Annotated in this window: 25 protein-coding genes and 1 riboswitch; of the genes, 11 read left to right on the top strand and 14 right to left on the bottom strand. The window is 53.5% G+C overall.

The window, feature by feature from the left end:
• Positions 1–41 precede the first annotated feature (41 nt).
• Both ybgC and LT85_RS19340 read right to left on the bottom strand, forming a co-directional pair.
• Complete coding sequence (gene ybgC / locus LT85_RS19345; RefSeq protein WP_038492139.1) at positions 42–500, bottom strand: tol-pal system-associated acyl-CoA thioesterase; 459 nt, start codon at positions 498–500, stop codon at positions 42–44.
• An 89-nt stretch (positions 501–589) separates the two neighbouring features.
• Positions 590–1336, bottom strand: a complete 747-nt coding sequence (locus LT85_RS19340) for an SDR family NAD(P)-dependent oxidoreductase (protein WP_038492136.1) — start codon at positions 1334–1336, stop codon at positions 590–592.
• Between the two features lie 356 nt (positions 1337–1692).
• Positions 1693–1820, top strand: a riboswitch (ZMP/ZTP riboswitch).
• Between the two features lie 87 nt (positions 1821–1907).
• Between LT85_RS19340 and glyA the strand changes: the two genes are divergently transcribed.
• From glyA to LT85_RS25600, 11 genes are all read left to right on the top strand, one after another.
• Entirely contained in the window at positions 1908–3155 is a 1248-nt protein-coding gene (glyA, locus tag LT85_RS19335) for a serine hydroxymethyltransferase (RefSeq protein ID WP_038492132.1), read from the top strand.
• Positions 3156–3391: 236 nt separating this feature from the next.
• Positions 3392–3859: a transcriptional regulator NrdR gene (gene nrdR, locus LT85_RS19330; protein ID WP_038492129.1), complete on the top strand. Its 468-nt coding sequence runs from the start codon at positions 3392–3394 to the stop codon at positions 3857–3859.
• Positions 3860–3957: 98 nt separating this feature from the next.
• On the top strand, positions 3958–4485 hold the full coding sequence (locus tag LT85_RS25605; RefSeq protein ID WP_052135331.1) for a GspH/FimT family pseudopilin: 528 nt from the start codon (positions 3958–3960) through the stop codon (positions 4483–4485).
• Complete coding sequence (locus LT85_RS19320; RefSeq protein WP_038492127.1) at positions 4479–5378, top strand: PilW family protein; 900 nt, start codon at positions 4479–4481, stop codon at positions 5376–5378. Before LT85_RS25605 ends, LT85_RS19320 begins: the two co-directional genes overlap by 7 nt.
• A 108-nt stretch (positions 5379–5486) precedes the next feature.
• Positions 5487–6572: a bifunctional diaminohydroxyphosphoribosylaminopyrimidine deaminase/5-amino-6-(5-phosphoribosylamino)uracil reductase RibD gene (gene ribD, locus LT85_RS19315; protein WP_038492126.1), complete on the top strand. Its 1086-nt coding sequence runs from the start codon at positions 5487–5489 to the stop codon at positions 6570–6572.
• 16 nt (positions 6573–6588) lie between these two features.
• Positions 6589–7212, top strand: a complete 624-nt coding sequence (locus tag LT85_RS19310) for a riboflavin synthase (protein ID WP_038496860.1) — start codon at positions 6589–6591, stop codon at positions 7210–7212.
• Positions 7213–7283: 71 nt separating this feature from the next.
• Positions 7284–7940 (top strand): Pr6Pr family membrane protein, encoded by a 657-nt coding sequence (locus tag LT85_RS19305; RefSeq protein WP_052135329.1) that lies wholly within the window; start codon positions 7284–7286, stop codon positions 7938–7940.
• Between the two features lie 137 nt (positions 7941–8077).
• Positions 8078–8398, top strand: coding sequence for a hypothetical protein (locus LT85_RS19300; RefSeq protein WP_052135328.1), 321 nt, complete (start codon positions 8078–8080; stop codon positions 8396–8398).
• Between the two features lie 217 nt (positions 8399–8615).
• Positions 8616–8840, top strand: a complete 225-nt coding sequence (locus LT85_RS19295) for a hypothetical protein (protein WP_038492120.1) — start codon at positions 8616–8618, stop codon at positions 8838–8840.
• 159 nt (positions 8841–8999) lie between these two features.
• The gene (locus tag LT85_RS19290) at positions 9000–10595 is read left to right on the top strand and encodes a GMC family oxidoreductase (RefSeq protein WP_038492117.1); all 1596 of its coding nucleotides are present in this window, start codon (positions 9000–9002) and stop codon (positions 10593–10595) included.
• Entirely contained in the window at positions 10595–11191 is a 597-nt protein-coding gene (locus LT85_RS25600) for a GNAT family N-acetyltransferase (protein ID WP_081992557.1), read from the top strand. Before LT85_RS19290 ends, LT85_RS25600 begins: the two co-directional genes overlap by 1 nt.
• 490 nt (positions 11192–11681) lie before the next feature.
• Here the strand turns inward: LT85_RS25600 and LT85_RS19280 are convergent, their stop codons facing one another.
• The 12 genes from LT85_RS19280 to tssI all read right to left on the bottom strand — a co-directional run bounded on the left by LT85_RS19280 (position 11682) and on the right by tssI (position 22957).
• Positions 11682–13451: a M14 family metallopeptidase gene (locus LT85_RS19280; RefSeq protein WP_038492114.1), complete on the bottom strand. Its 1770-nt coding sequence runs from the start codon at positions 13449–13451 to the stop codon at positions 11682–11684.
• 95 nt (positions 13452–13546) lie between these two features.
• Complete coding sequence (locus LT85_RS19275; protein WP_038492111.1) at positions 13547–13846, bottom strand: 4Fe-4S binding protein; 300 nt, start codon at positions 13844–13846, stop codon at positions 13547–13549.
• A gap of 1 nt (position 13847) precedes the next feature.
• Entirely contained in the window at positions 13848–14150 is a 303-nt protein-coding gene (locus LT85_RS19270) for a hypothetical protein (RefSeq protein WP_052135565.1), read from the bottom strand.
• A 50-nt stretch (positions 14151–14200) separates the two neighbouring features.
• Positions 14201–14773, bottom strand: a complete 573-nt coding sequence (locus LT85_RS19265) for an RNA polymerase sigma factor (RefSeq protein ID WP_038492105.1) — start codon at positions 14771–14773, stop codon at positions 14201–14203.
• Between the two features lie 119 nt (positions 14774–14892).
• Complete coding sequence (locus LT85_RS19260; protein WP_052135326.1) at positions 14893–15375, bottom strand: DUF6985 domain-containing protein; 483 nt, start codon at positions 15373–15375, stop codon at positions 14893–14895.
• Between the two features lie 2 nt (positions 15376–15377).
• The gene (locus LT85_RS27595) at positions 15378–15548 is read right to left on the bottom strand and encodes an HNH endonuclease (RefSeq protein WP_156117586.1); all 171 of its coding nucleotides are present in this window, start codon (positions 15546–15548) and stop codon (positions 15378–15380) included.
• Between the two features lie 747 nt (positions 15549–16295).
• On the bottom strand, positions 16296–16802 hold the full coding sequence (locus LT85_RS19255) for a 3'-5' exoribonuclease (RefSeq protein WP_216595026.1): 507 nt from the start codon (positions 16800–16802) through the stop codon (positions 16296–16298).
• 172 nt (positions 16803–16974) lie between these two features.
• Positions 16975–17280, bottom strand: coding sequence for a hypothetical protein (locus LT85_RS19250; protein WP_038492097.1), 306 nt, complete (start codon positions 17278–17280; stop codon positions 16975–16977).
• Entirely contained in the window at positions 17277–18566 is a 1290-nt protein-coding gene (locus LT85_RS26170) for a PAAR domain-containing protein (RefSeq protein WP_081992554.1), read from the bottom strand. The genes LT85_RS19250 and LT85_RS26170 overlap by 4 nt, the downstream gene beginning before the upstream one ends.
• A 2-nt stretch (positions 18567–18568) precedes the next feature.
• Positions 18569–19066 (bottom strand): DcrB-related protein, encoded by a 498-nt coding sequence (locus LT85_RS19240; RefSeq protein WP_052135325.1) that lies wholly within the window; start codon positions 19064–19066, stop codon positions 18569–18571.
• A 31-nt stretch (positions 19067–19097) separates the two neighbouring features.
• On the bottom strand, positions 19098–19988 hold the full coding sequence (locus tag LT85_RS19235) for an ankyrin repeat domain-containing protein (protein WP_156117585.1): 891 nt from the start codon (positions 19986–19988) through the stop codon (positions 19098–19100).
• The gene (tssI, locus tag LT85_RS19230) at positions 19988–22957 is read right to left on the bottom strand and encodes a type VI secretion system tip protein TssI/VgrG (RefSeq protein ID WP_038492094.1); all 2970 of its coding nucleotides are present in this window, start codon (positions 22955–22957) and stop codon (positions 19988–19990) included. Before tssI ends, LT85_RS19235 begins: the two co-directional genes overlap by 1 nt.
• Positions 22958–23124: the final 167 nt, after the last annotated feature.

The raw sequence follows: 23124 nt of genomic DNA, 5'->3' as shown, positions 1-23124 counted from the left end.
TAGAACTGCTTCGGCAAGCGAATGAGGCCGGAGCGTATCTATCAGCCTTCCGTGGGGATCTTGACGCCGTGCTTGATGTTTTCCAGCACGTGCTTGGGAATCCCCCGCGGCCGGAACGTGTCAGTGCCGACGCAGACCACGGTAATGCGCCCGGTAGCCATCAAGGCCGGCTCGCCTTCGCCGACGCGCCACGCTTGCTGGATGAAATCGACAGCAACCCGTCCGATGCGCTCGACTGCGACTGTCAATTGCAATTCGTCATCCAGTTTTGCAGGCAAGTGATAGTCGATGCTGGTGCTTTTGACGATAAAGATCGCGCCGTCGGTTTGCTCCAGCGAACGCTGGCCGATGCCTGCTGCGCGCAGCCATTCGGTGCGGGCACGCTCAAAAAACTTCAGGTAATTGGCATAAAAAACCACGCCGCCGGCATCGGTATCTTCGTAGTACACACGAATACGCCAGCTGAAATCTGTGTGCGGGGCTGAAAGGGGCAGGGTCATCGGCATTGTTGCTTTTCGGGTATTAGGGTAAATTCAGAGATGATGCCGGCTAACGCCGGCATCGATGTTGCGGATGATTTGGTTGGCTTTTAGTTACGCTTGATGCTCATGCCCGCAAAACCCTGGCAGGTCGGCATCATTTCAATGCGGTTGATGTTGATATGTGGTGGCAAGGTGGCAACCCAGAATGCGGTATCGGCGATATCGCCCGGCGTCAGTGGCTGTGTGCCCTCGTAGACCTTGGCGGCGGCTTCGTCATTGCCGCGATAGCGCACATTGGAGAATTCGGTGCCGCCGCACAGGCCGGGTGCGATATCGGTGGCGCGGACGCCGGTGCCGACCAGGTCAGCGCGCAGGTTCAGCGTGAATTGCTTGACGAAGGCCTTGGTGGCGCCATACACATTGCCGCCGGGATAAGGATACTCGCCGGCGATCGAGCCAAGATTGATGACGGTGCCGCGTCCACGCGCCACCATGCCTGGCAACACCAGGCGCGTCATGGTCACCAGGCCTTTGCAGTTAGTCTCGATCATGGTTTCCCATTCTTCCAGCGACGCTTGCTGCGCCGATTCCACACCCAGCGCCAGGCCAGCATTGTTGATCAGGACATCGATCTCTTGCCATTGTGCCGGCAGCGCCGCCAGTGCGTTGCTGATCGAAGCCTTGTCGGTGACATCCATAACGATAGGCAAGACCGCAGCGCCTAGTTCTGCAGCCAACTTATCCAGCCGTTCCTTGCGGCGACCGGTAGCGATGACCTGATGGCCATTTTTAGTGAATTTACGCGCCATTTCGGCGCCAAAGCCAGCTGTTGCGCCAGTTATCAAAACAATCATGGTCAATGCTCCTGTCGTTGCAATACAAATACGCTAAGCGGGAAATTGTAGCCCAATTTACGGGGCGCGCCGCTGACAAACTCGGTATGGGGCGCAGCAGTTGCACGTGGATGCCATAGATTCAGGTCGAGCCTGACTGGGTGACATGTTTGCTTTGATGTAAGTTACACCAATGCATGGTAGAAATTTTGTCCACATTCTAGGTTTACTGCGCTGCTGCGCAACATTGGCATCAGCCTCCCCGACAAGGTATAGGCGGTTGTTTTAATAGTATGTTGAAGACTCCGCCGGGCCTACGTCCCGGCGGTGCACATTCTTGCTCAAATCAGGTGCTTCGCTTACAATAAGCGCACCATTTCGTCTCACGTGACTGGCGAAAAAACCATACCGCCGCAGATTCAAGAGATCGCGGCTGGCATTGGCAAAAGGTGGGCATCCACCGGGAAGCGTGAGATTTCATCCGCCGTACGCCTGGGCAGCCCGAATGGAAAGCACGACTGAGGCTGCCGCATTTCCCTAATATTTTGGCCCTCATTCGATTTAGGCAGACCCTTATCGATTGGAGTATTACATGTTCGAGAAAAACCACACTATCGCCAATGTCGATCCAGAATTGTGGAGCGCCATTCAGAAAGAAAACCACCGCCAGCAAGAACACATCGAGCTGATCGCGTCGGAAAACTACACTTCGCCAGCCGTCATGGAAGCGCAAGGCACCCAGCTGACCAACAAGTACGCTGAAGGCTATCCAGGCAAGCGTTACTACGGCGGTTGCGAATTCGTCGACATCGCCGAGCAACTGGCGATCGACCGCGTCAAGGAACTGTTCGGCGCCGAAGCCGCCAACGTGCAGCCTAATTCCGGTTCGCAAGCCAACCAGGGCGTGTTCTTCGCCATGCTGAAGCCGGGCGACACCATCATGGGCATGTCGCTGGCAGAGGGCGGCCACCTGACGCACGGCATGGCATTGAACATGTCGGGCAAGTGGTTCAACGTGGTTTCCTACGGCTTGAACGAAAAAGAAGAAATCGATTACGAAGCATTCGAACGCCTGGCGCATGAAAAGAAGCCGAAGATGATCATCGCCGGCGCTTCCGCTTATGCGCTGCGCATCGATTTCGAGCGTATGTCCAAGGTAGCCAAGGCGGTCGGTGCGTACTTCATGGTCGATATGGCGCACTATGCCGGCCTGATCGCTGCCGGTGAATACCCGAATCCTGTGCCTTACGCCGACTTCGTGACCTCGACCACCCACAAATCCCTGCGCGGTCCGCGCGGCGGCATCATCCTGATGAAGGTTGAGTTCGAAAAGGCGATCAATTCGGCGATTTTCCCAGGCATCCAGGGCGGCCCGCTGATGCACGTTATCGCTGGTAAAGCGGTCGCGTTCAAGGAAGCGCTGACGCCGGAATTCAAGGCTTACCAGCAGCAAGTGGTTAAGAACGCCGATGCATTGGCGAAAACGTTGATCGCCCGCGGTCTGCGCATCGTTTCCGGCCGTACCGAATCGCACGTGATGCTGGTTGACCTGCGCGCCAAGAAGATCACCGGCAGGGAAGCCGAAGCGATCCTGGGTTCTGCGCACATGACTTGCAACAAGAACGCCATTCCTAACGATCCGGAAAAGCCATTCGTCACTTCCGGCATCCGTGTCGGCAGCCCGGCGTTCACCACCCGCGGTTTCAAGGAAGCGGAAGCAGTCAAGGTCGGTAACCTGATCGCCGACGTGCTGGACAATCCGCATGACGCAGCAACCATCGAGAGAGTCAAGGCGGAAGTCAAGAAGCTGACCGACGCGTTTCCGGTGTACGCAGCTTAATACTGCAATTTGATACAGATTGCCGGTGGGCTGTAGTGCTCGCCGGTCATCTTGGAAAGCGTGGGCCCGTTGCAGCTTTAACTCTGCACGGGCCCAAGTACCAAGTAAAAGCAGACAAAAGAACAAGCAGCCCCGATGTAAAACCCGGTTCTCCGCGACCAGCGCATGGCCCCGAATAGGAATAATGTAGAGATGTCCACACAGCCTGCCGCAACCATCTTCGGATTACTGCCATCATGAAATGTCCATTCTGCCAGCATGAAGAAACCCAGGTGCTCGACACCCGCGTCTCGGAAGAGGGCGATTCGATTCGGCGCCGGCGTCGCTGCATGCATTGCGACAAGCGCTTCACGACGTTTGAACGGATCGAACTGGCGATGCCGGTGATCGTCAAGAAGAATGGCAGCCGCACCGATTTCGATCCGCTCAAGCTGCGCGCAAGTCTGATGCTGGCCTTGCGCAAGCGTCCGGTATCAGTCGAGGCGCTGGACGAGGCCTTGCAGCGCATTAAAGAGAAACTTCTGTCCAGCGGTGAGCGCGAAGTGCTGTCAGGCCATGTCGGCGAGCTGGTGATGCGCGAATTGAAGCGGCTGGACAAGATTGCCTATATCCGCTTTGCCTCGGTATATAAAAGTTTTGAAGACGTTGCCGAGTTCCAGAACATGATCGAAGAATTTTCCGGGCCGCCGAGCCGAAGGAAGTAATTTCTTAAATAAGCTAGCGCCGCTCCGTCCGGCGCTATTTTTTTGTCAAAATACTTATCTAAAATGAAATAAAACTACTGGATAACCAGGAGCATTTGATGTTTTTACCGAAATTGCCGCTACTCCGTGGGATAACGCTGGCAGAACTCATGGTGACGATAGCCATTGCCGGTATTTTGCTGGCCGTGGCGCTGCCGTCCATGCGCGCGTTTGTGATTCAGAACCGGCTGTCTGCCGAAACCCGTCAGTTTATCGCCGCGCTCACCCTGGCCCGCAGCGAAGCGGTCAAGCGCGGCCGGGCGGTGATTGTTTGCCGTAGTCCCACAGCAGATGCTATTGGCGCGCTTTGCAGCAATGCGGCCACGGCCAAGCATGGTGCCGGCGACTGGGGCGCTGGTTGGCTGGTGCTGGTGGCCGACAACCGCCAGATACTGTTGCGGCAAGGCGCGCTGGACAGCAATACCCAAGCGGTGTCCAGACACGTAACGATTACCTACAACGGCACTGGCAACGCCAGCAGCAGTTTCAGCAGTCTGTTATTCAGCAATAACGGTGAGTTTGCGCGCCGGGTGTGCATTGCCGCTACCGGCCGCATCCGCTTGAAAATGGGGGGCGAGGCATGCTGAAGCGCGGATTTTCGATGGTGGAGTTGCTGGTCGCCATGGCCATAGGCGCTGGCCTCATGTTGCTGACCAGTACTCTCTATCTCAGCAGCAAAGCCGGTTTCCGTCTGAATGACGAAAAGCTGCGGCTGCAACAGGACGGCAGTTACGCCATTGCGCTGATAGCGCACAATCTGCAGCAGGCCGGCTTTGGCAACCTGGCTTCTGCAGGCAATATGCCAATTACCGATTTTATTGATCCCGACGGCGCTCCGGCCCACGGTTTGCGCGGCTGCAAGCATGGCTTTGCCAGGCCGCTGGGGCCGGGCAAGGATTTTTCCTGTAGCCAATCGGCGGGGATGGCCAGCTTTGAAGTTGCCTATCGAAGCGATGATTTTATTGATTCAGGCAGTGGCGCAGGCGTCGATTGCAATGGGGCGAAGGTGGAGCCGTTTGCGGTGCCGTTGGCCCATCCCGCCTCTCGGCTGCGGCCATCCGTCAGCATCGTACGGAACCGTTTCTTTGTCGCTACCCGTTCCGGGGCCGTCGTCAACGCCTTGTATTGCGAGGGTAATGGCAACAACAGTGCGCAGCCGATTCTCACTAACGTCGAGCAACTGCAATTGATATATGGGGTTGCCGCAACCGGTGATTTCACACCAACCCGGTTCCTGGATGCAAGCCAGGTAGCTGCACTGTCCGATGACCAGCATGCAAACTGGAAAAGAGTGATCAGCGTCCAGCTATGTCTGCAGATTCATGGTGATCAGATGGTTGCTGCCGAGCCGCAGCATTATGTAGACTGCGACGGAACTGCCCGGCTGGCAAGCGACCGCAGCTTGCGCCAGGTATTCATCCGCACAGTAACCTTGCGCAACCATGCCGCCCCCACGCTTGCATTCCTGCCGTCGTCATAGATACTTATCCTCTATATCGGATTTTAATTAGCGGTGGCTGCGCCATATTTTGTACAATCAGCGCATATCTTCTTTCCGATCGTCCACTATGTTTCTTTTGCTTACCCTATGACCCAGGCTGAAATATTCATGTCGCAAGCCTTGCAGCTTGCTGAAAACGGCCTGCTGTCCAGTGCCCCCAATCCAGCGATTGGCTGCGTTATCGTCAAGGACGGCCAGGTAATCGGCAGTGGCTTCACCCAGCCGCCGGGCGGTAATCACGCGGAGATCCAGGCCTTGCAAGATGCCGCTGCCAAGGGCCATGATGTGCGTGGCGCCACGGCATATGTCACGCTAGAACCGTGTAGCCATTTCGGTCGTACGCCGCCTTGCGCCGATGCGCTGGTGCGGGCCGGCGTCGGCAAGGTGGTGGCCGCGCTGGAGGATCCGAATCCGCTGGTGGCAGGGCAGGGAATGGCGCGCCTGCAGGCGGCGGGGATAGCGGTCGAGTCGGGTGTGCTGGCAGCGCAGGCGCGGGAATTGAATATCGGTTTCTTTACGCGCATGCAGACCGGCAAGCCATGGGTTCGGCTGAAGGTTGCCGCCAGCCTGGATGGCAAGACCGCATTGCATAACGGTCAGAGCCAATGGATTACCTCGCCGGCGGCGCGCGACGACGGCCATATGTGGCGCGCCCGCGCTGGCGCCATCCTGACCGGCATCGGTACGATCAAGGAAGACAATCCGCAACTCACCGTGCGCACGGTCAAGCTGGCGCGGCAGCCGTTGCGGGTGATCGTTGACAGCAAGTTAAGCATCAGTCCAGAAGCAAAGATCCTGGTCGGCGGCGGTAACCTGATTTTCACGGCGACCGTCGATACCGCCAAGCAAGCCATGCTGGAACAGCAGGGCGCCGAAGTTGTGGTATTGCCAAATCCGAGCGGCAAGGTCGATTTGCCGCAGGTGATACTGGAACTCGGCAAGCGCCAGATTAATGAATTGCATGTGGAAGCCGGCTCCAAGCTAAACGCTTCCCTGATCCGCGAGCATTGTGTGGACGAGCTGCTGGTGTACCTGGCGCCGTCTATCCTGGGCGATGGCCGTGGCATGTTCGGCTTGCCTGCGCTGGAGAATCTCCAGGATAAAATTTCCCTGAAATTTCATCAGATCCAGCAAATCGGTGAGGATTTGCGTATCCTTGCACGATTCCATTAATTTTTTGATTGCTATCATGTTCACTGGTATCGTCGCCGCTGTCGGCAAAATTACTTCCGTTAAACCACTTGGCGCCAGCGTTGAAGATGGTGTCCGTCTGGCGGTTGACGCTGGCGGCCTGTCGCTGGCCGATGTCGCGCTGGGCGATTCGATTTCTCTCAACGGCGCTTGCATGACCGTAGTGGAAAAGACCGCCAATTCGTTTGAAGTCGACGTTTCGCGTGAAAGCTTGAACCGCACTGTCGGCCTTGACGCCAGCGGCGAGATCAACCTGGAAAAAGCATTGACGCTGGCGGATCGTCTGGGCGGTCATTTAGTGTCTGGCCACGTCGATGGCCTTGGCCGCGTGGAAAAATTCGAACCGGTAGGCGAATCCTGGGAACTGGTGATCAAGTCTGCGCGCGATCTGGCCAAGTACTTTGCCTACAAGGGGTCGGTGGTGGTCAATGGTGTATCGCTGACGGTCAACCGGGTAGACGATGTCACCGATGGCTGCCTGTTTTCGATAAACCTGATCCCGCACACGATTGAAGTGACTGCGTTGAAACATCTTCAGGTTGGCAAGCAGGTGAACCTGGAAGTCGATCTGATCGCTCGCTATGTGGAACGCATGATGAGCGTCGACCAAGGCATCGCCTGAGGCAAATGGATTGAGGATCTGTAGCTGTTCCTGATCCGATCCCTGACCTTTCAATACGCCGGAATCCGCATATGAAAAAAATCTCTCCCGTCGCCCCGCGCGTATTGCTCTGCCTGATTGCGCTGATTGCGTGGTTTGCCATCGCTGCGCAATTTTCGATTTCAATTCCCTTGCTGCTGGCCAAGGGCATGACCTATGGCGAGGCGGTCTGGCGCATGTTCGGCTACCTCACGATTCTGACTAATGTGCTGGTTGCGGTTGTCTGTACCGTGCTGCTACTCAAACCGGACTCCGCGCCCGGACAGTATTTCTCGCGTCCGGGGGTGCAGACCGCAGTCACGCTATATATCATCATCGTCGGCCTGGGTTACAACGTCCTGCTGCGTAATCATGCGCCGTTCACGGGTTTGCACCGCTTGTCTGACGAGAGCTTGCATACGGTTGTCCCGCTGATGTATTTGCTCTATTGGCTGTTGTATGTGCCAAAGAGCGGCTTGCAGGCGAAAGACAGTTTATTGTGGCTGATCTACCCGCTGGCATATTTTGCGGTGGCGATGCTGCGCGGCGGTTCTTCGGGTTTTTATCCTTATCCGTTCCTGAATGTCACCAACCTGGGCTACGCCCGGGTGATGGGGAATGCCGCCATGCTGCTGGTGGGGTTCTTCGTGCTGGCTCTGGCGCTAGTCGCCATCGCCAGATTGAAGCGTAATAGTCTCGCAACGGATTAGGTTCTGTGGCATGCAAAAAACAACATTTTTCATGCCACGATACATGTTGTTACAGGCCTTACGACTTGTGCGTGGTGAAGTGTCCGAAATTTAGGTTAAATATAGTTATGTTTAACTCAGATACATCGAGAACTGCCATGAAAAAAACCATGCGCGTCACCTTGCTTGGATTATTTGCCGCGGCTGGCATGATGTTCTCGGCTGCGCCTGCATTTGCGGGCGTCAACTGGTCGGTGAATGTCGGCGTACCTGCTTATTATCCGCCGCCACCGGTCTATGTCGCGCCGCCGCCGGTCTACTATGCGCCGCCTCCGCCAGTCTACGTACGGCCTCCAGTTGTCGTCTATGGTGCTCCCGGCTACTATCCTCCTACTTATTATGGTCGCCCAGGCTACTATTGGCGCGGACGCGGCTGGCATGACCACTACTGGCATGACCGCGGCGGCTGGCGTCGTTAATTACCCCGCATCAGGCAGCAAGACAGTGTGGCGGGAAATATGATAACTTGCTGTGGTATTACGAATGAATGCCCCATGCACTGGGGGCCGCAGGCGATAGCGGTCTTCAGTCAACTGCAGCGGCGTGACTAAAAACAGACACGCTGCATTTTGCTGTATGCATATACAGTACTTATGGTACAGTTCAATCTCCTTCAACGAGATTGGAAATGCTGCCATGACGAACTTGGATATTACCTCCGGCTCCCGCTTTGGTATGGAGTCTACCCCTTCCTCAATATTGATGCGTTTCGGCAAGCGTGAGCTGTTTATCTGCCGCGATTTCTATAAACGCCTGTATCGCAGCAATCCCGTAGTCGAATGTAATGCAGGCATCCAGGCCGGACATCTGGAAATCCTGCTGTTCCGCAAGTGGCTGGTTGTCATGTCAAAAGCACATTGAAACTGGCTTCAATCGTTTTGTGACATCTGATTTTGCGTAATTGAAACATTTTCTCTAGCTCACTGCATAGCGCGATTTTCCCGTAGCTGTTAAATTTGTTGCATCAGCTGGTTTATCCAGTTGCTACACAATATATATAACAGGACCGGGAGACGCATCGTGCAAGACGAGTTCGACTTTGTGGTGGTTGGCGGCGGTTCTGGCGGTTGCGTGATGGCCGGCCGCCTGACAGAGGATCCTGACATATCGGTATGTCTGCTGGAAGCAGGCGGCGGTGGCGACAGCTGGGCGGTGAAGCTGCCGGTCGGCGCCCTGAGCATGGTGCCCACCAGACTCAACAATTGGGCGTTCGAGACCGTGCCGCAAGCAGGGCTCGATGGCCGCCGCGGCTATCAGCCGCGCGGCAGGACACTTGGCGGTTCGTCGGCGATCAATGCGATGGTCTACGTTCGCGGCCATCGTTCGGATTATGATCACTGGGCACAGTTGGGCAATCCCGGCTGGTCCTTTGACGATGTGCTGCCATATTTCAAGAAATCGGAACATAACGAGCAATTCTCCAATAGTTGGCACGGACAAGACGGGCCTTTGTGGGTCAGCGATCTGCGTACCGACAATCCCATTCATCAGCACTATCTGGAAGCCGCGCGCCAGGCCGGCTATCCGCTCACCACGGATTTCAACGCCGAGCAGCAAGAAGGGCTGGGCGTTTATCAGGTTACGCAAAAAAACGGCGAACGCTGGAGCGCAGCACGCGCTTATCTGCTGCCGCATCTGGCGTCACGCAGCAACCTGCGGGTGGAAACCGGCGCCTATACCGAGCGCCTGATCATTGAGCAAGGACGGGCCGTTGGCGTAGAGGTCAGGCAGGACGGCAGGCTACGCATCTTGCGCGCCAGGCGCGAAGTGATCCTGTCGGCAGGCGCTTTCCAGTCTCCGCAGATATTGATGCTGTCAGGCATTGGCGACGGCACGGAACTGCGCAAGCTGGGTATCCAGGTGCAACATCACTTGCCCGGCGTCGGCAAGAATTTGCAAGACCATCCGGATTTTGTGTTTTGCCATAAGTCGGACAGCCTGGATACTTTCGGTATTTCAGCCAGTGGTTCGATGCGCATGCTGAAGGAATTGCAGCGGTTTCGCCATGAGCGGCGCGGTATGCTTACGAGTAATTTCGCCGAATGCGGCGGCTTTTTAAAGACGCGGCCGGATCTGGCTGCACCGAATCTGCAACTGCATTTTGTTATCGCCTGCGTCGAAAATCATGCACGAAAGCTACACCTGGGGCATGGCTTTTCCTGCCACGTTTGCCTGTTGCGTCCGAGGAGCAAAGGCGAGGTTACTCTCCGCAACACCAATCCTCAGGACGCCCCACTGATCGATCCCAAATTTTTCGATGATCCGCAAGACCTGGAAGACATGGTGGACTGTTTCAAAATGACACGCAAATTGCTGGAGGCGCCGGCGCTGGCCAGCTATAGCAAACGCGACATACGCACTGCCGGCGTGCAATCCGATGATGAGATCAGATCAGTACTCAAGAAGTATACAGATACGGTTTATCATCCTGTCGGCAGTTGCAAGATGGGGACTGACCAGACCGCTGTTGTTGATCCGACATTGAAGGTGCATGGCATACAGGGGTTGCGGGTGGTGGATGCGTCGATCATGCCGACGCTAATAGGCGGCAATACCAATGCGCCGACCATCATGATCGCGGAAAAGGCCGCAGATTTGATTCGGCAAGGGCGGTAATGCAGGATGATTGCCGGTGGAATCCTGCTGGATTACCTATGATAGGAAGCGATTTGAACCCAGCAGAAACAACGTTATTTACCGAACACCTGACCATAGAGCCGCTGCAATCCACGCATGCGGCGGCGCTTTTTCCACATTTTTGCGACACGACGCTATACACCTATATCCCGCAGCAAGCGCCGATATCGGTGACATCCCTGGCCGAACGTTACCAACGGCTGGCAAATCGCGCGTCTCCCGACGGCTCTCAAATCTGGCTGAACTGGGCGGTCCGGATCACGGATAAAGACGAATACATCGGCTATGCCCAAGCCACCGTCGAAGCAGATGGCCAGGCGATGCTGGCGTATTTTGTATTTACGCCATATCAACGCCGCGGTTATGCGGTCGAAATGTGCACAGAAATCAGGGATTGCCTGTTCAGCGCCTTCGCGGCTCGCTCCGTCTATGCGCTGATAGATACGCGTAACCAGGCATCTATTGCACTTGTGGAAAAATTGGGATTCCAGCGCGAAGCCCTGTTACCCAATGCAGATTATTTCAAAGATGCTAACAGCGATGAATATCGCTATCGCTACGCGAAAACCACCTGAGAATACAACATGTATCTATCTGTGTTGGTGCAAAACAACGCTATGTTGCGGCGCATGATGACTGCCCAAGTTTTTTAGCTCAGTATCAGTCCACGCAAAAAAAGAGTCCATCTCTCTAGAGGTGAGGAGACAGGGAAAGCCCGCATCGTTAAAGATAGCGGGCTTTTTATATGGGAGAACGGGTTTGTAGGTGCGGTGTTATTCACGAAGCTGATAGTAGGCATCAGAAATCAGAATTGGCAATATGTCTGCCATTTTTATATGCTGCAATGCATCAAGACTATTAATTCTTTCGGAGCCCTGCCATGAACTTCCTGCAAACTTTGCCCCTGCTCGCCGTTGTCGCCGCTTTCGCACTGCGCTTCTACCTCTCCAAGAAAACTGGCGGTTCGCAGGAATAAATTGTATCGAACGCCTTTGGATTGATCAGTATCCAAGGCTCAGCGGCAAACCGAAAATCTGTTCTATGCCGCCGCTTCAACTGCGGTTTTCAACCCGGTACAACATCGGTGCGCATTACCGGATACAGGTTAAACCGCTCATCCCAGGAAGAATGCCTGCGAGCGAAAAATTCCAGCCGCGCCGCCGGATCTTTCGCGAATGCCGGATCGTCTGCCAGTTTTTTCTTGAACTCGGCGGCCAATGCCGGATCAGCCGCCAACTGCTCGCGGGCGACATCCTCAGCGACATACGCCTCCATATATTCCTTCTTTTCGAAGGCATTATTGAAGCTTCCCCATGCCGCCAGCGAATCTGGCGCTTGCGGTTCCAGCAACGCCATCACCAGTCGCGCCTTGGCCTGGGCTATCGGCACAAATAACGCACCGGCCCCGAGGTCGCGGGTTTCCGTATGCCATGCGCCTTGCAATTCCAGGCGCTGGTGACTCTCCATTGATTTCGCATCAAAGCTGACTTTGTCGGCGCGGAAGGTCTCTAGCTGCGCCTTGCTCAAGGCTGCCGGCAACACGCGGAAAGCAATACCGTGTTGCTGCAGTTTTTGCGCGACCCAGGCGGCATGCGCGGCTGGCACCAGGTAGCCTGCCTGGGGCGCCTTGACGATCAGATCAGGTTGCAGGTCATCGCGCAGCGTCACATTCCAGATTTGCGGTTTGGTTTCGTCGTAGTGCGTCATCAGCGCGCCGGAAATATCCGAAGGCGCGCGTGTATATTCGTAGCCGTGGAAAGCGACGGGCCGCGTTTTTTCGCTGGCTTTATAGCGCAGCGCCACCGGCTGGCCGCCCAGTTGCGCCGCCCGCAGATCGGCTTGTTGCGCCGTTTGCAGCCACTCGTCACCATGTTCCGCGATCTGGTTCATGACAGAGACGATGGCGTTATGCGTGATGCGGACACGTGTCGGATAATCTTTCCAGGAATGGGTTTCCACCAGCATGCCGAAGCGGTTGCGCAGATGGAAATAGCCATGGGAAAAGCGCGGCGGCGAAACGTCGTCGGTAAAACCGGAGCTGGGATCATCGTCGACATTGAAGGACAGATAAAACGCCTGCGGCAACGATCCTTGCCTGGCCAGATCGCCGATGACTTTGTCGCGTAGCGCCTGGCCATCTTTGCGTAAAGCGAGGTCGCTGGCGTGCACCGGCTCGACCTGGATCGAGACATCATGTTCGAACTTGGCGCCGTCGGTGACATGCAGATCAATGTAGGCTAGCGGATCCCACTGGTTGACCAGTTTCAGCATGGCCTGCATTTCCGGTGTATCGGCTTTGGCGTAATCGCGATTCAGATTGAAGTTTTGTCCGGTGGTGCGCCAGCCCATCTCCTCCGGCCCACGCTGGTTAGGACGATTCCAACGGCCAAACCGTTCATGCCCGTCGATATTGAATACCGGCACGAATATCAGTACCTGCTTGCTTAGCGCGCTGTTGGCAGAGGTGTCTTGCAAAGCCTCTCGCAGCGCCAGGAAGCCCGCATCCTTGCCATCGATTTCGCCTGCGTGAATCCCGCCCTGAACCAGCAGCACCGGCAAGCCGCGCTTGTGCGCCTGTTCCGCGCTGAGCGCACCGCTGCGCGAGACAACCAGCGCCAGCATCGGCCGTCCTTCCGGCGTACGGCCGAACTCGGTGCAACGCACTTCCTTCGGATACGATTTCTGGAAAGCCGCGCACAGGGAGATGACCTCTTCGTAGCGTCCGGTTTTCTGGAAACCGGAACGCTCGGCTACCGTACTGAGTGGATCGGCCGCGTTGACGATGGGAGTGATGGCAAGGGTAAGCAGGGCGGACAGTACGGCAGAACGCAGCATGAATCGGGCTCCATTAATTTGAATTACGTGTAACAAAATGTGGCCGTGATTTTAGCGCGCATGCGAGAGTATTGCTGAGTGGAACGTATTTCGTCCTAAATCGCCATGGCCAACGTAATCGCTTTTTCCGGACAAGCTGTCACACACAAGCCGCAAGCCCGGCATGCATCGGCATTGGGCGTGTAAGCCACTTGCATGCCGTGCACCCGCAGTTTGAATTTTTGCAGCAGCCCCAGCGGTTGATAGTCGGCGTCGTCGATCCGGCGGATTGCAAAGACATTTTCAGGGCAGACCGTCACGCAATCCGCCTTGTCTTCGCAGCGTTTGAAATTCACTACCGGCACGATGACGCCCGGTTGCTGTTTGCAGCGCGATGCTGCGGTTTGTCCGTCCATGTTATTTCCACCTGCCGCGAAACATGCGCATGCCGTTTTTGAATTTTTCGCGCTCTTCTTCGCTCATCTGCTCCCAGCGCTGGCGATGATGTGCGCCATGCCAGCCGCCGCGGCCGCGGAAGCCGCCAAACAGGATGCGGCACAAAACCAGCAGGCCAACCGCGCGCAGGTAGTCGATCTGGTGTACGCCGACGAACAGCGCCGGCATCAACCAGTTCCACAGCGACATCACGACCCAGCCCAGGACTGCAACGCCAATCAAGACCAGCAATACAATCTTGATGAATTTACCTTTTCTGTCCATCTTCATTACTCCTTCAGTTATTCGTTACACATATCCGACATATATATTCATTACACATCGAATTCGTCATAGATTTCTTGCAGGCGCTGGCGCAAATGCAAGACGGCGTAACGCTTGCGCGCCAGCAGCGTGTTGATGCTTTCGCCGCTTTCCGCAGCCAGCTCCTTGAAGCTGCGCCGTTCTAGTTCGTGCGCAATGAAAACGTCGCGTTGTTTCGGCGGCAATTCGTCAAGCGCATCATGCAAAGCAGCCAGCAAAACGCCACGGGCATAGGCGGCCTCAGGTCCGGCATCGGCCAAGGGCAGGAGGTCGTCGAGTCCGCCATCGTCCTCGTCCTGTTCTTCTGCGAGCGGCAACTGCTGTTCTTTTTTCTTGCGGAAGCGATCGACGATGCGGTTACGCGCCACGTGGAACAGCCAAGCACCTACCTGTTCTATTGGTTCGGGTAACCTGCTGGCCTCAACCAATTCGTAGAACACTTCCTGCAAGACATCTTCCGCCTCGTTGGCATCGGGCATGCGCTTGCGAATGAAGCTGCGCAGCCGCGCCCGCTCGCGCAAGACGGTTTCAGTGATGTACTTGTCGGATTCGGCCATCGGGTCAGTGGGCAGCGTCGTTTCCATACTGTGAAGACGTATCACAGGCGGAAATATTGTATCTGCGGGAGATTTAAAAATGGGGGCGACAGAGTCAGGTAACTTGTATCGGGAAAAACGGCCAAATGAAAGAAATAACACTCAAATCAAAGCACAATATCTTGTGGCCCCACTTCACGTACGACCTCATTTACGAACCGTACCGCTAATCCGAGACTAGGCTCCCATGAGCAGTTAAACAGAAGACCTATTATTCGATCCGTACTAGTAAGAGACTCCTTAACCATCAAAGCCACTGGGGTCACGAGAGATTTTAGTTGTGTCTTGTTATCGATGAAGGGCATGTATTCATCAGCGTTGTCCCCAAACTGCCCTCTAAGATCCTTACATCGCGATTGGTAGTGTCTGAAAATGGCATCTTCAGCCTGCCTACATAGTTCAACACTATTGCCATCGAATAAAACAAAGGCGTCTTGCTGAGTCGAAGAAATATTTTCATTTTCTTCGCCCCCTAGATTTAGTTCTACCGCGACCTTTGATCTTAAGAATGGATAGACGTAGGATCCGATCCAACCTGTATCGTCGTCAAAATGAATATTTCCAAAAGTGCTGTCAAAAACTATGGTCACTATCAATCTCCAGGAGGTTTGGTCATGCCCTTATTAATCTCACCCGCGCCGCCCAAGTGACCGAATTTGCCGTTAGTCTTGCCAGAGATCAGCAGTATTGTTGTCAGATCGGGTTCTTCGTGCCAAGTATAAGCATTGTCCCCACGCCATGTTGCTACGTTTTTGCTGGACACTCCTCAGTTATCAGCGAGTGCCTGATTGGATTGCTTGAAATTGCTGGGGGCGCCTTCCAGTTCCGTGTACGCAAGCACCATGACAGCAGGATGCTGTCTTGCTGATCTCTCATTAATGGGGCAGGCACGATACAGAGTGCCGATGACGGTAACCGCAGCTTTTCCAGCGAAACGTCGCCGGATATATTGGTGACTCCGAGTTTTTTTGTAACGCGGGGGAGCTTGTACAATGCCCATGACGCTGCAAGAACGCCTGACGGAAAATGCTATTGGAACCGTGCGCGACAATGACACGGACAGCAGATATTCTCATCTCGCGTGAATAATTGGCATCGAGAGAATCGCTCGGATCATTGAAGTGCTGAAGAGGTGCGTCGGAAGTATCTGTTAATCGCGCCGATAAACTCGCTGCGTTACGGCCGGCAATTTGACGGACATCTTTCCAAACCCGAATAGCCCCCGATGCGCGATAACGCATCGGTGTAGGCAGGCGTTCAAATTCGGTATCGTCGGCGCGTACGGTACACACTAATGCATTGTCTATGGCAAGGTCGAGAGGCGTCCGATTACCGGACGAAGTTTTCAAACCACCAATTGGAATTGATGTTGTAAAAATCTTGTTACTCAAAGCTATAATCTCTACCTTCAAAATTAAACAATTAGCGGCACAGAACTCAATTCAAAAAAACATCGGCAACGCAATATTCAGTACAAACTAAACCAGAGTCGGTGTCAGCAAAAAGCCTATCAAAGCTTGATGTCTAATTCCAGATGTTGCTTCATATAGAGTAAAGCTTCAGCATTACCTTTCGCATCATCCACAGGATGATGGGTATGCTTAGTTTTTCTTAGATGCTTGAAATTGTCGCGAGTATTTTTTACAAGCCCCTTATAAAGCGAACCTAAATTAGTGGAGCTGTGGCCAAACGGATTATCACCCGCAAAGTGGTGGAAATACCAGTTTATGAATTGCCAGTCGAAGCCATTGTTATCGGAAATAAACATTGGTCGATCTTTGATCTCATCCTTCAGCCATTTTCCAAATCGTTCCATCACAACAGTCGGAGTTTCAAATGCAAAAGTCTCTTCACGGCAAAAACCGCTAACCTGAAGTGCATCTGGTATCCAAGCATCGGAAATCGGCTTGAGTTTCCCATAAAACGTACGTGCCAATCCGGGCTCTACGATGACGGCACCAAATGAAATCATTGAGTAGTCGCCGGGGATTGGCCCGTCAGATTCAACATCAACCATTACATATGTCATTGACACCTAATTTCTCTAAAGTCGAAATTTGAAATATTGCTCACGAGTCCATAATTCTCAGCCGCAACACGAGCGGCACTGCAATATTTCCCCATGTGACTTCCACATGTACTTATATTTTTACTGTACACGGGGGAAAGTATTTGTAACTCTTCACCAGCTACGCATCGAGCGTCACAATTTCTCCAATTAGTGGGAGCAGATCATGAAAGATTCGTTTGACTAGTTTTTCCTTTGTTCCAGAATCCAATTTTGCACTCCTAAATGAAATTGAAAATTCCATAGGTGTTTCACCGGTCCAGCACTGAATCTGAACACCATCGCTATTGGTCGCAACAACATAACCACCTTGTGCGTCACTTTCTCCGGTACGGCAACGAAAATCCTGCAGAACCCTAGAAAATATTTCTAGAACATCTGTTTTCTCGAGCTTGGATTTGATGTCCACCCGTACAAAATCTTTCATTCTGGTGTCCTTAATATATATTCGGTTGGATCGCGTAGCGGAGTTTCTGGGTACCCGACAAAGTTTACGTCTCTTCCAAGTTTTTGAGACCATTCCTGTTGAAATTTATCTAATGCAGGGAAGTTCTCGTTAATATCGCGAGTCTTGAACACACCATATTTTTCACTTGGCGAAATATTGGCATCCTGCAACTGCTCGACCATTTTCGGACTACTGATGTTGAGATCATAGTCGCCAGGGTTAAGCGGGTCTGCATCCCAATGGTGTCCCAATGGTTTCCCCGGGTTTTCGGAATAGAAAGTTGTAGACGTTCCTTTTAATCCAATTTCCGCATCTGGTAAACCAGCTTCGTTCAAAGCTCCATGAAGATCCGTTTTAAACTGGCCAAATTGCTCTGGGCTTTCAAAACCGAGAGGCGCCTCTTTTGCAAACATGGTTCCAATCTGCTCATCGGTTACCCCGACTTTATTCATATCAGCGGCAAATTGAGGACTGTCGCGCAAGAGCGCATTTGCCGAAACCCGTTGTGCGATCAAATCTGCGGTGCTCGCTGGTATTGGTACGGACTTTGCCGTTAACAATGCGCCACCTTTTCCGCCAACGATACCTCCTATCATGGCACCGACAAATGCGCTAGCTTTTTGCCCATCAGAACCTTCCCCGAACAGCTTACCTCCGAGCCAATTCCCTCCCGCACCACCTAATACGCCGCCAACTAATCCGGCAAAGGCTATGACTGGGCCGGCCAAGACCACTGCACTTGCCATGCCTACAGCAAAAACAGCTACGTGGAGCCAACCTGGCACTTCCGGTGAAATTTCGTCCGTCTGAACCGTCCCGCCGCCGATAAATACATTCTGTGATCCGCTGCTAATTTCGGCGTCACAACCCGTCTTATCTCCGACTCGGGCGGCAGGCATACTGTTGATGAAAACGTTGCTGCTGCCGGTTGCGATTGGCTTGGGCGGATTAGGATGCTTGCTGCACTCCACCACATCCACGTGCGCACGGGCAGCCTTAAGGCTATTGATGTTCGTGTTGCTTGATCCCGATTGCAAGATGGCGCCAGATACGGATTTCGCAAACGACATGCTTCCGACCATTTCACCTACACCAGCCCCCATGGCAGCGCCGGCGCCGACGATAGCCACGGCCGCAAGCCCACCTGTACCGACAATCGCTATTGCCGCCACCGCAATTGCTGCGCCGATTAGCAAGCCAGTCAGAAGACCAGACAGTGCGCTGGTGTGTTCTATCGGATCGGTAATTCGGGCAGCTGCTTGCATTGCTATTCCTCAGGCAGGCGGAGTTGAACGGTCGCCACAATTTGTTCAAATCTCAAAGCCCAATCTAACCCATGCTCACCTTGTGCCGAGCTGGTGCCGGCAACTTGAATCAGTTGCCGTTTCCCAGGGATTTCATGCAACAAGCAGACCTGCTTTTGTTGCATCTTCACGCCCTGCTGCATCCAGGAGTACTCCAAACGACAACCGTGCTGGCCAGCTACTTCTACCGCCACCGGCTCTTGAATAGTACGAAACTGTTGCAACGAGCGTCCTAACTCCAACACAAGCCGTTTTGAAATCGTTTCAAGGGTATCCTCTGGTGCAATTGGACTATGAGAAATGACCAAGGTGAACGGACTAGGGCCGCTGTCCGTAATCGTAAAAACGTGATGCGTCTTGTCTTTTAGACCTGGAGGCAGTGTAAAACTCAATTCATTGGTGCGATATCTATCTACGGCCGGCTGCTGTAATCCGGATTGATTATCTTCAGTTGATGACATTCTTTCTCCCTATTGGCTGCAGCAGCAGTGTCTATTTATCGAGTACCGGCGATGGAATCGGCGTTTCACCATGAGCACGCATCCGCTCACGTAAGACCTTAGGTGGCGTAGGCGGCCACGTTACGCCCAATGCAACCAAACGATCGCGGATAGTCAGCAAGCGCGGTCGACGCGGCCAATTCGGATCAACATGATTTAATGCGACCTGAACCGCCCAGGCAAAGGAGGTGCCAAGCCGGTCAACGTTTTTAGGATTCGCACCGTGAGCCAATAAATAATCTATTGCGTCGAACTGATAGCTTGCGAGAGCTTCGTCTATTGCAGTCCGTCCCAGCGAATCGCGCTTGTCAATATCTGCCCGCCGATCTACCAACAGTTTTAGTGATGGCATTAGATCGTCGCTGGCAACCGAAAAGATCAGCGGCTCTTCGCCATGCCTTAAGTGATTGGGATCCAGACCGCCGTCCAGCAAGGCACGAAAGGCAAAATTTGATTTTCTCAACAAAATAAAATCGAGCGCGCCAGGCTTGTCCGAGTCTGCCGAATCAGGATCAGGATTTGCGCCTGCTTTGACTAAAGCGCTCAGGATGGCAAAGCGTTTACTGCTGCCATCTTGTTCTACCGGAACGGTCTCTTGAAGTGCATAGAGTATTGGAGTTCCGCCATTGATACCTGGCTTATTCAGATCCGTGCCAGGAATCAAGCGCTCAACAGCAGCAAGATCTCCGTCATAGATTGCCTTGCCCAAAGCGATCTGTTTAGGGTCAGAGAAAAAATGCTCAGGTGGAAAACGTTTAAAACCAGTCATTTGTGATCCTTTGGCAAAAAGAGGCGTCCAGACAGGCGAAGTACTCGCTATAACAGCGGCGAGAGCCACTGTGCCCACAATTGCTACGGTTTTATTGGTAATTTTTCGTGTCATTAATTCATTCCAAGTAGGCCAGTCAGCTTGCTTTGATCTTGCTGCACAATTTGGCCAATGCCATTATTAACGTCCGACATCATGTGTCTTCTAACGGGGTCGAAACTCGTTGGCTCCATGGTAACTGGTGTTCCAACCGCCTTCGGCATCATATCCCCGATCAACGACGTAGTTGGACTTGTAATATGATCCATGACAGTAGGCTCTTGCAACCCGGTCAAGACTTCGCCGTCAACACGATAGGCAGTGATCTGGGAAGGATGAACAACGCCACCGTAACGAGTCACTGTTTCTGGATTCAAACCTGCAGCATTAAAGGTGGTTGCTGACGCTCCGCTGGCCTCAGAAAAAGCAGATATCGTCCCACCTCCCAAGGAATGGCCCGTCCCTTCGATATTACCAGCCATACCAGCACGATCGATCTTGGTTCCCAAGTCCACCGCGCGTTTGTAATACGGGGATTCCTCGTTGATACCCTGTGCAAAATTATTCTCCATATCGTCGGACCATGGCGCCAGTTTTTGCGTTCCCTTCATTGCAATCGTTGGCTTCATTGAATCGCCAAACACCGCCGGATCAGGCGTATACATTTGTGCGCCGAAATTGCTGCCTGCAATCTTAAAATCGCTGGGCTTTAGGCCATATGGGGCAAGGGCAGCAGGATCATTGGTAGAGCTTTTCCAGCCAGGCGGCAGAGGTTTCGTCGGGTCATACACAGCTCCCGCCAGTAGTGCCATTTGCTGCGCCTTGCGACTTTCCTGAAGTTTCTTCGCCGCCGCTTGAACCGCCGGATTCTGACTGCGAAGTCCTTCGTCAATAATCGCAGTCTGCGCAGCCCATTGGGCTGCTAACGCTTGTTCTGGGGTCGGTGGCGGTGGCGCAGGATTGATGTTGACCGGCTCACCAAGAATCAAGTTTTCAGCCGTAGCGACAGATGAAACTTTCAGACCTTTAATCGTAATGCCATTTTGATCAATCGTAATGGAGTTGGGCCCCACGACCAGCTTGATTTCAGTCTTGGCCGTAACATGCATATGCTTGTCGTTGACGGTCAAATCATATCCGCCTTCTGCCACGGTAATCGCAACATCCTTTTTGATGTTCTCGGTATGACCGCCGCCAACGTAAGTACTCTTGTCGGCGTGAACCGTGGTGCTCTGGTTATTTTTGACCTTGATGTGCATGTCACGCTGGGCCTGCAATGCCAATTGTTCGGCGCCGTTCGTGTCAACCATCTTGAGTTCGTTAAACCCGCCGCCCTTATGGGTTTTACTCCGTATGCCCATGGTCTCGCCAAGCGCACCGCTGTAGGGATTTTTAGCGTCACCGTTGTACACACGGCCGACAATAATCGGGTTATCCGGATCGCCTTCGATGAAGGAAACAATTACCTCCTGGCCGATCCGCGGAATGGTAGAGCCGCCCCATCCCTGACCGGCCATCGGCTGCGATATCCGCACCGCAATCGTATCATTTCCATCTTTTTTTCCTTGCCGGTCCCAATGGAAATGGATAGGTACACGCCCATCTTTATCAACGTGTATTTCCTCGCCTTTCGGGCCGACAACGATAGCCGTCTGGGTGCCCTGGATAAACGGCTTGGGCGTGACTTTGACCGGCCGATAGGGAATCTCCACTGGCAAGGCGGTGAACGTGTTGCGGTAAGCTAGTTGCCCGTGGTGTTGCGTATAGTCGTTCGCCGCTTCATGCCTGACGCTCAGTAGCGCAAACTCTTTGTTGTTATAGGCTGAGACTTTGTGATTGATCAGTTTAAATTTACCGCCAGCGAACATCGCCCGCGTATAGGCACTACCGGTGAATTCATGTGCGCGGCCTTCCTCTGCCTGCATCGCAAAGGTAGCGTACCGTTCACCCTGGCTGCGACTATCGTACAAGCTCTGATAGTCATAGTGCTCGGTATTGGTAATCTGTTCATGCTGCAACGTCGTAGGCACTTCCACATGCAACAAGGGAGTCGATGGTGTTTGATAATTGAAGTCCCGGAAGGTCATTTTTCCTACCCGGTATTGAAATGCTTCGTCCCACTGCTCAATGCTATCGCGTTTGGCGGATGCCGCCGTGCCATAGTATTCAATCGATTTAAAGCCTTTGATCTCGCTGAAAAAATCGTTGCTGTCTGAAATGACCAGGATATGCTTTCCTTCCTCGTGACGGAACCAATAAGCCAGCCCTTCCTGTTCCATCAACCTGGATACGAAATTAAAATCAGATTCTCTGTATTGAACTATGTATTCAAATTTTTCGTACTTCGATTGCAGGTGAAATTCAACATCGCGAAATCCGTAGCCATCGAATATTTCACTTAGAATTTGCTCCAGAGTCTTGCCAATGAAAATCCTGCTGTCCTTGCTTCGATCCAGAAACCACAGCCAAGGAACTACGTCCGCCGTGTACCGCGTCACGCTGCCGGAATCCCCGACCCGGCCAAAGCGACTGACATAGCCATGAAAGTAGCGCTCTTTCGGCGGCGGCTCAATCCCGGCGCCACTCATGATGGCGCCCAGTCCGGCATCGTCCTTGGTGACCATCAGGCGAAGCAGCACGGGTTTCCCAACAATATCCTTGCCGCTCAAGTCCGTCGAGTACGACATCATGTCAAGCGCAATATGGAACAAACCGTTGACATGTTCATCCGCGATCATGGTATTGACCAGTAACGCATCTTCACCAAATGGCGATTCGAGCCGGACAATACGCTCTCGTTGAGTTAGTTTTCCGCTATTCCCTGTCAGGCTATTGATTGCGTCGGCAATCGCTGACGGGGTTTTACCATCCAGAAGAGACGCTGCGGTTTGCGCCAGCTGGGCTGCTTGCGATGCTTGTCCAAGAGCCTGGGCTGCCGCTGTTCCTGCGCCAAAGGTTCCGGCTAAACCGGCCACCTGTCCAAGCATGCCAGAAGCACCAGATAAACTCGGTCCCGAGCCACCACCGTTCGATGCAAAACTCATTGTTCTATCTCCCGTAAACCCTGTCTGGATTTACCTACGGTCGCCAGGAAGCCCTGGCAGATTCAGAAATATACAAGTGATTGTGGGCGAGGAATGTTTGCCCGTATGCATAGGTCAACGAGTTGCTGCTACTTATATTTTGTCAAACCGTCTACGTTACCTTAATG

Origin of the sequence: Collimonas arenae, assembly GCF_000786695.1 — a bacterium.
GTDB lineage: Bacteria > Pseudomonadota > Gammaproteobacteria > Burkholderiales > Burkholderiaceae_D > Collimonas > Collimonas arenae_A.
The sequence above is the reverse complement of the archived record's forward strand: the minus strand, read 5'-3'. Positions and strand labels throughout refer to the sequence as shown.